The organism is Pseudomonas sp. CFBP13528 (genome assembly GCF_005233615.1).
GTDB classification, from domain to species: Bacteria; Pseudomonadota; Gammaproteobacteria; order Pseudomonadales; family Pseudomonadaceae; genus Aquipseudomonas; species Aquipseudomonas fluorescens_AM.
The window spans coordinates 73294-87923 of sequence record NZ_QGAJ01000007.1; the positions used below are offsets into that span (position 1 = coordinate 73294).

9 protein-coding genes are annotated in these 14630 nt (G+C 59.6%); 8 read left to right on the forward strand and 1 reads right to left on the reverse strand.

The genetic code is table 11. The features are described 5' to 3' along the window. Positions 1–3: 3 nt before the first annotated feature. From tssE to PspCFBP13528_RS15450, 4 genes are all read left to right on the forward strand, one after another. Positions 4–444 (forward strand): type VI secretion system baseplate subunit TssE, encoded by a 441-nt coding sequence (gene tssE / locus PspCFBP13528_RS15435; RefSeq protein WP_065952860.1) that lies wholly within the window; start codon positions 4–6, stop codon positions 442–444. A 23-nt stretch (positions 445–467) separates the two neighbouring features. Continuing rightward, entirely contained in the window at positions 468–1592 is a 1125-nt protein-coding gene (locus PspCFBP13528_RS15440; RefSeq protein WP_137200537.1) for a type VI secretion system ImpA family N-terminal domain-containing protein, read from the forward strand. A gap of 339 nt (positions 1593–1931) precedes the next feature. After that, complete coding sequence (locus PspCFBP13528_RS15445; RefSeq protein ID WP_137200540.1) at positions 1932–3956, forward strand: M3 family metallopeptidase; 2025 nt, start codon at positions 1932–1934, stop codon at positions 3954–3956. Between the two features lie 111 nt (positions 3957–4067). Further along, a complete protein-coding gene (locus PspCFBP13528_RS15450; protein WP_137200541.1) occupies positions 4068–9245 on the forward strand; it encodes a DUF6543 domain-containing protein in 5178 nt (1725 codons plus the stop codon). A gap of 51 nt (positions 9246–9296) precedes the next feature. On the opposite strand, the gene PspCFBP13528_RS15455 is transcribed toward PspCFBP13528_RS15450, so the two are convergent. Further along, positions 9297–10370, reverse strand: a complete 1074-nt coding sequence (locus tag PspCFBP13528_RS15455) for an alpha/beta hydrolase (RefSeq protein WP_137200543.1) — start codon at positions 10368–10370, stop codon at positions 9297–9299. A 257-nt stretch (positions 10371–10627) separates the two neighbouring features. Here PspCFBP13528_RS15455 and PspCFBP13528_RS15460 point away from each other — a divergent pair, with 257 nt between their 5' ends. From PspCFBP13528_RS15460 to PspCFBP13528_RS15475, 4 genes are read left to right on the forward strand one after another with little or no spacing between them, the layout of a single operon-like run. After that, on the forward strand, positions 10628–11842 hold the full coding sequence (locus PspCFBP13528_RS15460; RefSeq protein ID WP_065952855.1) for a methyl-accepting chemotaxis protein: 1215 nt from the start codon (positions 10628–10630) through the stop codon (positions 11840–11842). Between the two features lie 9 nt (positions 11843–11851). Beyond that, complete coding sequence (locus tag PspCFBP13528_RS15465) at positions 11852–12220, forward strand: response regulator (RefSeq protein ID WP_010446480.1); 369 nt, start codon at positions 11852–11854, stop codon at positions 12218–12220. 24 nt (positions 12221–12244) lie between these two features. Next, entirely contained in the window at positions 12245–12532 is a 288-nt protein-coding gene (locus PspCFBP13528_RS15470; protein ID WP_065952854.1) for an STAS domain-containing protein, read from the forward strand. A 42-nt stretch (positions 12533–12574) separates the two neighbouring features. Then, complete coding sequence (locus PspCFBP13528_RS15475) at positions 12575–14614, forward strand: chemotaxis protein CheA (protein WP_137200545.1); 2040 nt, start codon at positions 12575–12577, stop codon at positions 14612–14614. Positions 14615–14630 lie beyond the last annotated feature (16 nt).

A 14630-nucleotide genomic window follows, 5' to 3' on the forward strand; every position in this document is an offset into this window, starting at 1 on the left:
ACCATGACCGAGTACAACCCCTCGCTGTACGAAAGGCTGCTGCAAAATTTCGACGGTGAGTTGGACTTGCATCGCATCAGCGAGGAGGACCAGCACGCCCTGTCGGTGCTGGACAACCTGCAGCGCATCCTCAATAGCCGCGCCGGTGCGCTCAGCCATCTGCCCGATTACGGGCTGCCGGACATGGGCTTGATCCTGCAGGGGTTGCCCGCCACCGCCCATGGTTTGATCGGCACCATGACCGCCACCTTGCTCAAGTACGAACCGCGTCTGGCGGCGGTCGCCATCGCCCTGCAGCCCCAGACGCTGCCGGGGCACTTGGAGTACGCCCTGGACGCGCAACTCAAGGATGGGCAGCACGTGAGCTTCGGCACCACCCTGGCGCCCGAGGGCAAAGTGCTGGTCCGCCACTTGAAGCGACAGCAGTACCTGACCAAGCCTTGAACCTATAACGGAAGGGAAGCCTGATGACGGCGTTGTTTGAGATGCGTATTCGAGTCGGCGGTGATCCGCGCGGCTTCAGTGAATTTACAGTAGTGCGCGATGAGCTGGCCAAGCTCAGTCATCCTGCCTGCCCGGATGTGGACTGGGCCAAGGTGGAGCAAAGCTGCCTGGCGCTGTTCCAACACAATGGCGCCGACCTTCAGACCGCGTGTTTTTACACCTTGGCACGCGGTCAGCGTCATGGGCTGGAGGGCATCACCCAAGGCGTGGTGTTGCTCGAAGCCCTGAGCCGCGAGTGGGCACGCCTGTGGCCGTCGATGGCGTCAGTGCGCCTGGACCTGTTGGGGTGGCTGTTCGATCAACTGCAACTGCTGATGCGCAGCGTGGCGATGACCGCCCACAGTGTGCCCGCGCTGGTTCAACTGGACACCGAACTGGCACGTTTGCATGCGCGTTTACTTCCTCAGGGCGCTAATCCTCTGCTGACATTGCAGGCTCTGCGCCACCAGGTGGGCAGCCTGATCCAGCGCCTTGAACAAAGCTATGCATCGGGCGAAAGGGTGCTGGCTCCCGTTAGGGCGATAACGCCGACAGGGGTGACACCTGTGGTGATCCTGCCGCCCCCTGACGTGGAGCCACGCAGGCGGCGCCTGGCTTTATGGCTATTTGCCGGGACGCTGATTATCGCCTTGCTCGCGGGACTCGGTTGGCGGACATGGCTGACACATCAAGCCCCTCCACCCCTCATGCCCGAACCCGTGCGATTGGACAGCCTGTCGCTGTTCGATGCCGGCAGCGCAACCCTGAAGCCTGGCTCGACCAAAGTACTGATCAATGCCCTGGTCGGTATCAAAGCCCAACCGGGCTGGCTGATCGTGATCGCCGGGCACACCGATGCGACTGGAGTTATGGAGCAAAACCTGGCCCTGTCCCACGCCCGCGCCTCAGCCGTGCGCGACTGGATGCAGCAGATGGGCGACATCGCCGACAGTTGTTTCGCGGTGCAGGGCTTGGCGGACAATCAGCCGATCGCCAGCAATGCGACCGAGGCTGGGCGTACCGCTAACCGGCGTGTGGATATCCAGCTGGTGCCACAGGTTGGAGCCTGTGAGCAGACCGCATTGGCGGGCGAGAGTGGTCAATCATAAAGGGCGGCGCAAGTGTTCATCTTTATAGCCTGACTGTAGCAGCGGCCCCGTTATGCTGACTTGCTCCTTGCACCGGTGAGCACAGTGACAAGGGCGTGCCTGCAAGCACTGCGCAACGCTGTCCATCGAACACATTTATGTTCTTGGAATTCAAATGTATTCGATGGGATAGATGGCTTGTGAGCGTCCAAGGACATGTGACGCCCTGCGCGACGTGCTTGAGCATCACGCGGTATCCGCTACCCCGCGCTATGGCGTTGCTCATATCTATCTATTCCTCCAACGATCATTCATTGCCTAGGCTGGCGGCTTCAACAGCTACCTTTGAAGAGTGACTTCATGTCTGAAAGCAATCCACTGCTACTGCCCTACGACTTGCCCCCGTTCTCAGCCATCCGGGCTGAACACTTGGTGCCTGCCATTGAGCAGATCATCACTGAAAGCCGCAGCACCACCTCCACGATCATTGCCAGCCAGGCGCCATTCCCCACCTGGGACGATCTGGTGCAGGCGGTGGAGGCGTTGGAGGCTCGCCTGGATGGCGTTCTCAAAGTTATTGAACTGCTTGACTCTATTCCCCAAGAGGCGACTTGGAAGCAGGCATCACACCGCAGTTATGAGCTGGCAATGCAGTACAAAGCCGAGTTGGCCGGGAACAACGATCTGTATCAGCTTCACCGGCAACTTGCCGACAGCCCGATCGCGGCCCTCTTCAATGAACAACGCCACAGTACGTTGCGTAAAATCTTGCGCAAGTACCACGTGGCGGGTCTTGATCTTTCTCCTGAGAAACAGCTGCTTCTGAAAGCGTTGAACCGGCAAATCGATGAGTTCAGTCAGGAATTCCTGCGCCGTGTGAGTGACTCCGGCGACGCATGGCGCAAGCACATTCAAGACAAGACGCTGCTGAGCGGACTGCCTGACGCCACCCTGGCACGCATGGAGGTCGCGGCTCGGGACGCAGGTCTGGATGGCTGGTTATTAACCCTTTCCGAGCAATCCTTTCGGGATGTGATGAGCTACGCCGAGCATCGAGCCTTGCGCCAGGACATGATGGTGGCTTATTACAGCCGTGCCGTGGACACCGGCCCTGACGCCATTGCCACCGACAATGAACCGATTCTGACAGTGTTGCTCGACAGTCGTCACCAGAAAGCACAATTGCTGGGCTATGCCAACTTCGCCGAACTGGCGCTGGTTGAACAAATGGCGGAGACGACCGATGAGGTCATTGCATTTTTGCACCACCAGGTTGATCAGGCACGCCCGACATTTGCCCATGAGGCGCAACAACTGCAACGTTATGCCGCGCAGCGGGGAGTCGATGCTCTGGAACCCTGGGACCTCAGCTATTTTGCGGAAAAAATTCGCCAGGACGTGGCTGGCGTCTCCCAGAATGAAGTGCGCAATTACTTCCCGTTGGACACGGTGCTGCAACGCTTGTGCACGTTCACCAAAACGCTGTTCGGCGTTGAGCTGATTGAACAGACCACTGTAGAAACCTGGCACCCGGATGTGCGGGTATTTGAACTCAGGGAGTACTCGGCGCCGATTGGACATTTGTTTATTGACTGTTATCGGCGCGTGGTGGGCGGCGAGGTTGGCGCCGCCATGGGTTTGCGCAATCACCGAATGACTGCCGAGGGGCGCCCACAACGGCCCATAGCCGTGCTACGCAGCCAGTTGCCACGACCGACTGGGACCGAGCCCTGCTTGCTCGATCATCTGCAATTGAGGGTCTTATTGCATGAGTTCGGCCACTGCCTGCAGCACCTGTTGACCGCCGCCCCCTACCGGGCGATTTCGGGTATGGCCCAATTAAGCCATGATGCGACGGAATTCTTCGGCCAAGTGCTGGAGCAGTTCTGCTTTACTCCGTCGTTCCTGATCTATCTATCCGGCCATTTGCACACGGGAGAACCCTTGCCTGACAAAATGGCGACTCAAATGAGCCGATTCGTTCACACCCAGACCAGTCAGGAAACCGCCAGTATTTTGCTCACGGGCCTGGTCGATTTCGATTTGCACCGTACCTATGGCGACGGGCGCACACCTCATGAAGTATTCACCCAGGCCAACGTTGAAGTCGGGCAATTGCAGTGGCCTGATGGCGCCCGTCCGATCAACAGCTTCGAACAGCCGATGGGCAGCTATGGGGCCAAACTGTATTCCTACAAATGGTCCGGTGTTCTGGCCCGCCAAGCTTTTGAGCGGTTTGAGCGTGACGGCCTATTCAACTCAGAGACCGGTAAAGCTTTCCGTGACCTGTTCATCACCGAGGGCGATACCCGTACGTTGTTGAGCTCGCTTGCGCTTTTTCGGGGTGAAGGCGAGCGATGTGTCGAGCATTCCACCGGAGCCTGAATCGCTCCTGCATATATAGCGCCACGGCTGACACTTGAAACGCCAGAGTGATCTTTTCAGATCACTCACCGCTGCTCACCTCGGCAGCCAATGCGGCATGGAGAGCATTCAATGGCCACTGACCACCCACCTTATTTTTTCAGCGAAACCCAAACCGATCGCACGCAACTGAGCGAGCGCCAACGCACACGCAATTTTACCCTCAAGGACCTTGACTGGTTCGATTGCATTTATCTGGCCACCGATGCTTTGCGCCGGGCACAACAAGCGCCGATGCACGTCCAGACCCTGCAACTGAACCTGCACGCTCACCCGGCTATTGAATTGGCGGGTGCATTCGTCATGAGCCCCGCCCCAGAAGGCGGGGTTGTTCTCTATACACCCGCCCGGGGTCTGGAAAAGCTGGGAAGCCACGAAGCCCTCAAGACGCAACTAGGTGCATGGCTCAAAGACGCGTCGCAGCGCCAAGCGTTGCTTGACTACCTTTCCATCTCCCAGCAGGTGACCCTGACGCCCACTGCGGCCCTGACGATTACCACACATACCGTGGCCGGCGCTGTCTTCGAGGCACAACATACGACTTTCTCCAACAACCTGCGCGAAAATGCTCGTTTGATGCGTGAGGAGCTGCTCCTGCTGCCCAGTTTCACTTCTCTGCTGGATGAGTACATTTGCGCTGAATTGGCGCAGTCTTTTGCGGGTGTCGACCAGCGTCAAATCCACGTGCAGAGTGAGGTCATCGACGCATCCAGCGAATCAGCTAACTTTGATACGCCAACGGCCCGACACACCACCACCCGCACCCTGAGCGAAACCGTCCTCAGGTATTTCGTCGCCAATGGCTGGCCTGCCGGTGAAACCCGGCGCTACTACAATCCCCAACGCGTTCCTGCCACCCAGCAGCCCACTCAGGCGGCTGATGATCAGTTGCGTTGGGACGTATCAGTGCAAGGATTGGCCCGGGGCTTGAAAGCGCATATGAAGCAACAGCCCAAGACATTCTGGACGCTGCCGGCTGCCACCGGGTCGTCGCGGCTACAACTGTTTACCAGTGCCATGGCCAATGCCTTCTTCACGGTGGCGCTGGAGCAACAACAGCAAACTACCATAACGGTTGACCAGCGCCTGCAACTGCAGGCCTTGCCGCTCAAGGCTGCACTGCCCGCGACAACGCTTGCTCCCGCGCTTGATGTTGAAAAGGCGCTGCTGAGCGAGCCTGGACAGTCCGCCGCCGAGCTGGCGGGCACACTCATCATCAGCAGTAACAAGAGCGACGATGGCTCGCCCTGGCTGCTCTATACCCCTCACCAAGGCCTGCAATCGTTTACCGACCTGGGTGCACTCAAAACCCAACTTCTTGATGATCTCAACCCCCGCCAGCATGCCGATGCCTGGAGAAATCATCTGTCCAGGCCGGAGCGCTATAACGAAGTCGACCTGCTGGCCTGCGACGTCACCACAGCCCCGATCACCGGGGTTATTTTCCAACGCATCATGGAGGGCATCATCGAAAAACAAGGTCGCAACCTGGAATACGCCCTTGATCAGTATCGCCTGAGCCGGGGCACGATGGACCTCAACGCCCTGGTCGATCATGTGCTGGATGTGCGTGGCATGATTGCCCCCCACTTACGCACCTTCGAACCCATGGGCCGCTGGAGTACCCAGCTGGCCGACACCTGGACTGCAACGGCGACCGAACCCAGCGTTCCGCCAACGCTTGCTGCGTTGCGCACCACTGCGCATCTACTTGAAAACGTCAGCGCCGACCTCGAACAACACGTAGCGTTGCGGCCCTCGCTGGAGCGTTCTGCCACCACTTATCTCAACACCAAGCTGCACGCTATCAAACAGGCGCACCTGCAGGCCGCGTGCCTCTCGGTACGCCACTACAGCAACCCTTCAAGTGATACTGACAAACCTCAACTGCTGTCATCCAGCAGCATGGTCGACTATTTCCTGGCGCGCTTATGTGGCGAAATGGGTCCACTCATCGATCCGCTGAACACCCACGTCTACTCAACCGTTCCTGACAAACCCGCCACCAGGATCTCAGGCATGGACATCACTGCGTTCAATACGCTGATCGACAGCGCGGTCGGCGGTTTCAAGCAGTATCTGCGCAGAACCCACAGTGTCTACCCCAACATGGAGCTCTTGCTGAGAAGAGCAATGGAGATGGGCTTGACAGGGGAAATGCAATGCAGGCTTTGGAACAAGGCGTTATTACCCCTCGACTACGCCGTGCTCTTGAGCACTCTGGGGATTTACGCCAGGGACTTGCGCCTGAGTGTCAACGGGTTCCGTCCTGATGCGTTTTTTTTGCGGGTCGCACCTGCCGGGCAGGACACCTCGCTGCTACTCAATAACTGTTTCGTGCTGACCGAGCGTGGCGGGCTTGACCCTCAATACTGCGGTCGCTCGCTGCTATGGACGCCCGCGTTGGGCCTGGAAAGTTTCTACTCATTGAATCACTTCAAAGCAGAAATGGATCGACGCCTGGCGCTCCCGGATGAACGACAGGTGTTCCTGGCGAACCTGGCGCAACCGGACTGGGATTCACAGCCGAGTTATGCACTCAGTTCCCTGGAACTGATCGAAGACAACCTCGTCGAGCACTTGCAACGTACCTGTGCTCAACAAAAAGACCGTGAACTGGCGCAAATCCTGTCCATGAACCTGTCGGTCGACCAGTTGCGTAAGCTCTGGCAGGTTCAAGCCACACAAAACCTGGCGCCCACTAACGTGCGGCGTGCCAGGGACATGGTCCAGTCGATGATCGTGCAACAGGGTTTGCAAGGGTTAGGCAATGCCAGTGCTGTGGATCAACAGCTCCATGCCGAATTGTTGGAGCAGTATCGAAATAATGTCACCGACAATCAGGATTACCTGCACGGGATCGACTCACTGGCTCTGTTCACGCGCAAGAAGCTCAGCACCTTACTGAAGGACCTTGACGATCAGGACAGCGTCACACCGGATGAAATCGAAGTCGGGCTGCCGGCGCAGGGCAGTACGCCTGCGCGCAACCAGTCGCTGCTGGGCTATGCCTTGAGTCATCAGTCGTATTGGAACGATGAGGTGCCTCTGTTCGCCAGCATCGGTACAACGCCGTTGCCACCCACCCTGGCTGCGCAGACGCTGAAAACGCGGATACGGGCGCTGAACATCAACGCGGCTTACCAAACGTACATCCAATCCGTACTGGGCCCGGCCAGCCCGGACGTTGAGCGACGCTCTACGCGATTTGCCAAGCAGATGCCGTGGCAACTGATGCAATACGCTCACGGCATGACGTTACAAGGCCAGCTTTCACCGGCGGCCTTCGGGCTCATTCAACAGATCATGGACATGCCCGATGCGATCGCCCGTGCGACAGTGGTGAACGCCAACGCCATGATCCGCCCGCTGGAACTGTTGGTCGATGCCGGGAAGAAAACCATCAGGATTCCCGGGGCTTATTTGATCGGTTGCGCCTCGGGTGACGAGGGGCCTCAAGTCCTTTATGCCCCTTATAGTCCAGGCTACACCCTCAAGGAATATACCGGTGAGGCCGCCCTGCGTGCTGAGTTGACAGCCTCCGGCGCCTTACAGCGTTGGGTTCGGCTGGTGGTCCCGGCCGTTGACCACACAGCACTGACAAGCGCACTGGAGCATCCCCAAGCCAGTAACACCCTTCAGCTGGCATGCAACCCCATCAACGCGCCTTTGTTCAAACAGTTGTTCAACGACAATGTCGAGCTGCTGACAACGCTGCTGGGCTGCCAGAAAACGGCTGATGCAGACGCTGCCTGGGACACCGCCAAGGCCGTATTCTCCGAGGGGGTGCAGCAGGCCATTGTGTTTTTTGCCGGTAAACTGGCTTACCCCGTGGTGGTCTGGCAGAGCTATAAACTGTTCAAGGCTTCTGCCGAAGAACTGCAGGGACACCAATGGCATGAAGCGCTGGGTCATTTCATCGGCGGGGTCGCCTTGCTGGTCGGTTTGCGCGATTCCATGCCGCTTGTTTCAGAGGGCGGCCCATCCTCGGCACCCGAGCCCATGCCGCCGCCTGCCACACCCGTGACCTCTGTGGTGTCCTGGCCCGCGCTGGACATTACCGCTGCGCCACGCACCCGGCTCCAGCGTTTCGAAGTCCTTGAGCCGAGCCTGGCCAGCCTGATCAAAGACACCTCACTCAATCTCTACCGATCAGCCTCCAACCACTACTACGCGGCGGTGGCAGGGAAAGTCTTCCAAGTCATCAAGCATGGCCTGGGTTGGCGCATCACCGGCAGTGGGGAAGTCGGTCCGGTGGTGCACAGCAACGCACAACAATGGATGCTCAGTAGCACTGACCCATTGCTGACGGGGCGACGAGCCATTGCGCGACTGACCAATCGCTTCTACTCCGAGCCATTTGCGCGCCCCAGTATGAATATAGTGGCCAGCGGCATGCGCGAGATTCGAGCGCTTTACACGCAGGAGTCGTTGATGATCACCGAGGCACTCGCCTTGGCAACATTCTATGCAACGAACGCCCAGGAAAATTTGCGCCTGCTCGCACACACCCCCCTTGCTGCACCTGAACTGGCCAAACAGATCAAAACGTTTTTTGGTTTGCAGACGCTTGAGGTCGAACACCTTGAAAAAATTCAGGAGATTGTCGACAAGGTGTGCAGCGCGCTGATGGAACCTTCCCTGGCCTCGCCGGACTCAACGCGTTTTGTCATCGGGTACTCCCGCATGCCGGCCCAGACGGGCGCCTACAAGGTGTTGGCCTTTACGGTTGTCCCCGACCCGCTTCAATTGCTGTACTTGACCGAAGCATTTTTCAATCCGGGTCTGAAATACAGTCACCTGTTGATAAAGCCGTTCTACGTCAACGTCCATGCCCGTGCGACCACCCTCATTCACGAAATCACTCATCATGTATGTGCGACGTTGGACTTGGCTTACGTGCAGTCCACCCATCCCTTTCATGACCTGATTGATCCCCAGACCGCTACGGGCAGTCACACTAAAGCGGCCCTGGAAAACCGCCAGCTTTCAAGACTGTCGCTCAACACCCCGACTCAGGAGTTGTTCCAGGTTGTCGATATTGCCACCGGCCTCAAAACAGACCCTGCCACGGGCACGTCAACACAGCCTGTACTCGACAGGCTGCTCACTGTCACAGGCACCCAAACCCTCGGCGATGCGCGGCGCGTTTTCCGTACTGATCCGCTTAAACGCATCCTGACGGTACTTAACAACGCCGACTCCGTCGCCTATCTGGTTGCACAGCTGGGACGTCGAAAGAAAATATAGTTTTCACCCGCCGTGACCTGCCACCGGCATCCTGGGACCAAGCCCTTGCGTTCAGCGATTACAGGTTGCGCCGGCCGGTGATCGGTGCGTCGTAGGAGCACCCTGGTTGGCCAAGTCGAGCTTGCATAGCCAGGTGCTTATGGCTTCAACGAGTTCTATCTTGCACTCCACCGGTAACCAATGCCCGCCGGGCAGGCTTGTCACGCTGAGATCTGTGCAGGCCGCTCGCATTGGATCGCCCAGTTGATTACCGTTGATGGTGTTCATCTGATCGTAATCACCGTTCACAAACAGGACTGGCAATGACAAAAGGCCGCCGTTGCACGCCCGGTGGGCATACGCAATGTTGGCATCGTCGTTTAAATACCACGCGCAGGGCGCGCGGAAACCATGCGCCTGGAAATTGCGCACCCATTCAGCGAAGTCTGCCTGCGGCCAGAGCGCAAGGTCTGGCTGGGTGAGGGGAGCCCGGTGCGCTTGGCCAAACCGCCCGCCTTTGCGGGTCACTTCGGCATTGGCTGCAATCTTGCCGATACTCGCCGGGTCGCCTCGTCGATAAATCGACGCCAGCGATGCGGCTTTATCCGCATCCAGATCAGCGACAGCGCACGTAAAGTGCGTGGTGTAGTAGCGGTAATAATCCCATTGACCGTCCGGATATTTGTCCGCCGGATAGATCGAGCGGTCAACGAGCGGCACGAGCGTCGGCAAGGCGTTAGTGGTGGGGAAGTACGGCACCGAAACCAACACAACACCGCGGCTGCGCTGAGGTTCATGCGCGACCAGTTCACCCGCCACCACGCTGCCCCAATCGTGGCCCACCCAAATGGCGGGCATGCCACCGAGATGGTCATGAAGCTCTGCCATGTCGGCCACGATGTTTTCGATGGTGTACGCATCAGTGGGCGCGGGTGCAGAAGAACTACCATAACCGCGCATGTCTGGTGCAACGCAGTGCCAACCTTGTGCAGCGAATGCTTGTATCTGTGCGCGCCAGATCAGGCTGAGCTGCGGCCAACCGTGCAGGAACACCATCAATGGCCCATCGACCGGCCCCATCTCTACATAGTGCGTGGTATGGCGGGGGGTAGTGAGAACACGCGAGGTCAGTTTGGAAGTGGACACGGTATCTCCTCATGCTGCGTCGGCTGATGAACGCGAAGCGGCCACACTGTAGTGAGCGGCAGGCTTCATGTTTCGTTCCATTCTGCGCCCACGCCAGATTCCCTCTTTGTTCAGTGCACAGGGGCTCGGACACCCAGGCAGGTCATCCAATGGTCATAAAACAGACGGAAGGCATATCAGGATTCTAAAGTTGCGAGGCGCTGGGCAGATAACCCCTATGTCGCCTATATCCGCAACACTGTTCAAGGATCGAACTCATGACCCAGCGTCAATCCGTCCGCATTCCCCTTCCTGGTCATCCGCGTTTTTGCTGGTTTGCTCTTATCCCGGTAGTGCCTGGCGTTGTGTGGTTGCTGTTGCAATCAGCCTCCACGGCCAACCTGGTGGCGTGTGCGGTACTGGTGTTGCTTGGTCTGGGGGCCTGTGCCTGGAGCACAAATTCACAGCGCAAGGCTGTGTTGCGCGCGATGTCGCGGGCGCAGGCGGATCAGTCAACTGTGGACGCGGCGCACAACGGCGCGGCTTCTCGCGCACAGCTCGATGAAGTGTTGCTGGGCGCCATGCCGATCTGGGCCAAGCAGGTGGAAAGCTCGCGGCATCAGACCGAAGAAGCGATTGTGAGCCTGGCCAACCGTTTCACCGGGATCGCCGCACGATTGCAGGAAACGGTACAGGCATCGCAGCAGGCTGCCGGTGAACTGGATGGGCAGTCCGCCGATGGCGCGCTTGAGGTGCTGGCGCGCAGTGACAGCGAACTGAGCCAGGTGATCAACTCGCTCAAGGCCACTCAGACCAGCCGTGACCAGACCCTGGCCCAGGTCCGCAGCCTCACCGCCTATACCAAGGAACTGCGTGCCATGGCCGCCGACGTGGCGGCGATTGCCGCGCAGACCAACCTGCTGGCCCTCAACGCCGCCATCGAGGCGGCGCGGGCCGGTGAGGCAGGGCGCGGCTTTGCGGTGGTGGCCGATGCGGTGCGCAGCCTGTCGAACAAATCCAGTGAAACCGGCCAGCAGATGTCGGCCAAGGTCGACATCATCAATAACGCCATCACGCAATTGGTGCAGGCCGCGTCCAGCAGTGCCGACCAGGACAGCCACTCGGTGGCCGAGTCCGAAAACAGCATTCAACGCGTGCTCGAGCGCTTCCAGAACATCACCGGGCGCCTGGCCGAATCTGCCGACCTGCTCAAGCAGGAAAGCTACGGCATCCGTGATGAGATGACCGAAGTGCTGGTCAGCCTGCAATTCCAGGACCGGGTCAGCCAGATCCTCAGCCACGTGCGAGACAACATGCAGGCCTTGCATGACCACCTCCTGCAAGCCAGCCAGGCGCCGGGCCAGGCGGTGGGCGTCGATGCCCGGCAGTGGCTCGCGCGGATGGAAGCCACCTACGCCACCGACGAGCAACGGCGCCTGCATCACGGAGTGGCGCCCGCGCAGCAGAACTCTCAAGACATCACCTTCTTTTAGGAGCACACCATGGCAAAGAATGTATTAGTGGTCGACGACTCGAGCAGCGTGCGGCAAGTGGTCGGCATCGCCTTGAAAAGCGCCGGCTACGACGTCATCGAGGCCAGCGACGGCAAGGATGCCCTGAGCAAGCTGACCGGGCAGAAAGTGCACTTGATCATCAGCGACGTGAACATGCCCAACATGGACGGCATCACCTTCGTCAAGGAGGTGAAGAAGCTGGCCAATTACAAGTTCACCCCGATCATCATGCTGACCACCGAGTCCCAGGAATCGAAGAAGGCCGAGGGCCAGGCCGCCGGCGCCAAGGCGTGGGTGGTCAAGCCGTTCCAGCCGGCGCAAATGCTGGCAGCCGTATCCAAGCTGATCCTGCCTTGACTCTCCGGCGCCAGGGAGACTGCCATGCCAATCAGCACTGAAACACTCGGCGCCAGCGCCTGCGTGCGCATTGACGGCGAACTGACGATCTACACGGTAGCGGAACTGGCGGCTGCGCTGCTGCCCCAGATCGGCGCGACTCCCCGCCTGGAGCTGGATCTGTCGCAGGTCACGGAGATGGATGGCGCCGGTTTGCAGTTGCTTGCAGTGATCCAGCGTGAGGCGGGCGTTGCCGGTACCGCCTTGAGTGTGACCGGCCAGAGCCAGGCGGTCATGCATGCACTGCAACTGTGCCGTAGCGCAGGCTTGTAGTCAGCACTTCCCATGTTTTTTTGATCGACAAGGACAGTCCAGGTGAGCATCAATCTCGATCAGGCACAGCAGACATTCATCGTTGAGGCACGCGAGCTGTTGCAGGCCATGGAGCAATCCCTGCTGCAACTGGAAAGCGAGCCGGGCGACCAGGATGCCATCGGCGCGATTTTCCGCGCCGCGCACACCATCAAGGGTTCGGCGGGCCTTTTCGGCCTGGCGTCGATCGTGGGGTTCACGCATATCGTCGAAGACGTGCTTGACCGCCTGCGCGAAGGCGATGTGGCGGTGGACGGCGCATTGATCGCGCTGCTGCTCAAGTGCGGCGACCACATGCTCGAACTGGTCGAAGTGGTCGCCAACCGCGGTGAGGTGCCGACGCCTGCCGCTCTGGAGCGTGGTGAAGCATTGCGCGAGGCGCTGAGTGCCTATCAGCCGATGCGAACCGCCATTGCCAGCGTCCAAACCGCTGAAGTGGCCGACGACGCGGCGGTCGACGTGCTCTGGCACATCTCCCTGCGCTTCGGCGTGGACGTGTTCCGCAATGGCATGGACCCGCTGTCATTTCTGCGTTATCTGGAGACCTTGGGGCAGGTGATGCAGGTCATCACCCTGACCGACAGCATCCCGCCAATGGACAGCTGGGACCCGGAAAGCTGCTACCTGGGTTTCGAGATCGACCTGCGCTCGACGGCCAGCCACGCCGCCCTCAACGACGTGTTCGACTTTGTGCGTGACGACTGTGAAGTGCACATCAGTGCCGTCGAGGAAGCGCCCGACAGCACTGCGGTCGTCGCTGGCGACCAGGTCACCCAGGCAGAGCAAGGCCTTGTGGCGGCGACACCGCAGCGTTCTGCGCCAGCCAGCGAGGCGAAACCCCGCGACGGCAATTACGTGCGCGTCAACGCCGACAAGCTCGACGAACTGATCAATCTGGTCGGCGAACTGGTGATCGCCAGTGCCGGCTCAAGCCTGCTGGCCCGCTCCTGTAACAACGACCCTTTGCAAGAGGCGACCTCGACGGTATCGGGGCTGGTGGAAGAGATCCTCGATGGCGCGCTGCACCTGCGCATGATCCCCATTGGTGACACGTTCAACCGTTTTCGTCGTGTGGTGCGCGATATCAGCCAGGAACTGGGCAAGGACATCGAGCTGAACATCAGCGGTGCGGACACCGAGCTGGACAAGACCGTGGTCGAGAAAATCGGCGACCCGCTGATGCACCTGCTGCGCAACGCCATGGACCACGGTATCGAAAGCGCTGATGCGCGACAGGCGGCCGGCAAGCCGACCAAGGGCCATTTGAGCCTCAATGCCTACCACGACTCCGGGAGCATTGTCATTGAAATCGCCGACGACGGCGCCGGGCTCAACCGCGAACGCATCCTGCAAAAGGCCCAGGAACGCGGGCTGGTGGCCAGCGGCGCGGTGCTCACCGACCAGGAGATCTACAACTTGATCTTCGAAGCGGGGTTCTCCACCGCCGAGGCGGTGACCAACCTGTCCGGGCGCGGCGTCGGCATGGATGTGGTCAAGCGCAATATCACCTTGTTACGCGGCACCGTCGACCTGGACAGCCGCCCCGGCGAGGGCACGGTGGTGCGCATCCGCTTGCCGCTGACCCTGGCGATCATCAATGGGTTTCTGGTCGGCATCGACCAATCCACCTATGTGATTCCCCTGGACATGGTCCAGGAATGCATCGAGTTGGGTGAACGCCAGCGCCAGTCCAGCCGCGACGACGGCTACCTGGACCTGCGTGGCGAGGTCTTGCCGCTGGTGGACCTGCGCGAACACTTCAGCCACGAAGGCCCGGCTGCACGGCGCCAGAACGTGGTGGTGGTGCGCTACGCCGAGCACAAGGCCGGGCTGGTGGTGGATGACCTGCTCGGTGAGTTCCAGACCGTGATTAAACCGTTGGGCAAGCTGTTCGGCGCGCTGCGCGGCATCAGCGGTTCGACCATATTGGGCAGCGGCGCGGTGGCCCTGATCCTGGATGTACCGGCACTGCTCAACCAACTCGTACAACTGGAAGCCCGCACGCCCCAGGCGCCTCAATCGTCGCCGGTCGTCGCTCGCTGACGTCTTTGCAATTCCA

Bases quoted from the DNA above. Each gene is read 5' to 3' on its own strand.
- tssE (WP_065952860.1), top strand. From the start codon at position 4: ATGACCGAGTACAACCCCTCGCTGTACGAAAGGCTGCTGCAAAATTTC.
- PspCFBP13528_RS15440 (WP_137200537.1), top strand. From the start codon at position 468: ATGACGGCGTTGTTTGAGATGCGTATTCGAGTCGGCGGTGATCCGCGC.
- PspCFBP13528_RS15445 (WP_137200540.1), top strand. From the start codon at position 1,932: ATGTCTGAAAGCAATCCACTGCTACTGCCCTACGACTTGCCCCCGTTC.
- PspCFBP13528_RS15450 (WP_137200541.1), top strand. From the start codon at position 4,068: ATGGCCACTGACCACCCACCTTATTTTTTCAGCGAAACCCAAACCGAT.
- PspCFBP13528_RS15460 (WP_065952855.1), top strand. From the start codon at position 10,628: ATGACCCAGCGTCAATCCGTCCGCATTCCCCTTCCTGGTCATCCGCGT.
- PspCFBP13528_RS15465 (WP_010446480.1), top strand. From the start codon at position 11,852: ATGGCAAAGAATGTATTAGTGGTCGACGACTCGAGCAGCGTGCGGCAA.
- PspCFBP13528_RS15470 (WP_065952854.1), top strand. From the start codon at position 12,245: ATGCCAATCAGCACTGAAACACTCGGCGCCAGCGCCTGCGTGCGCATT.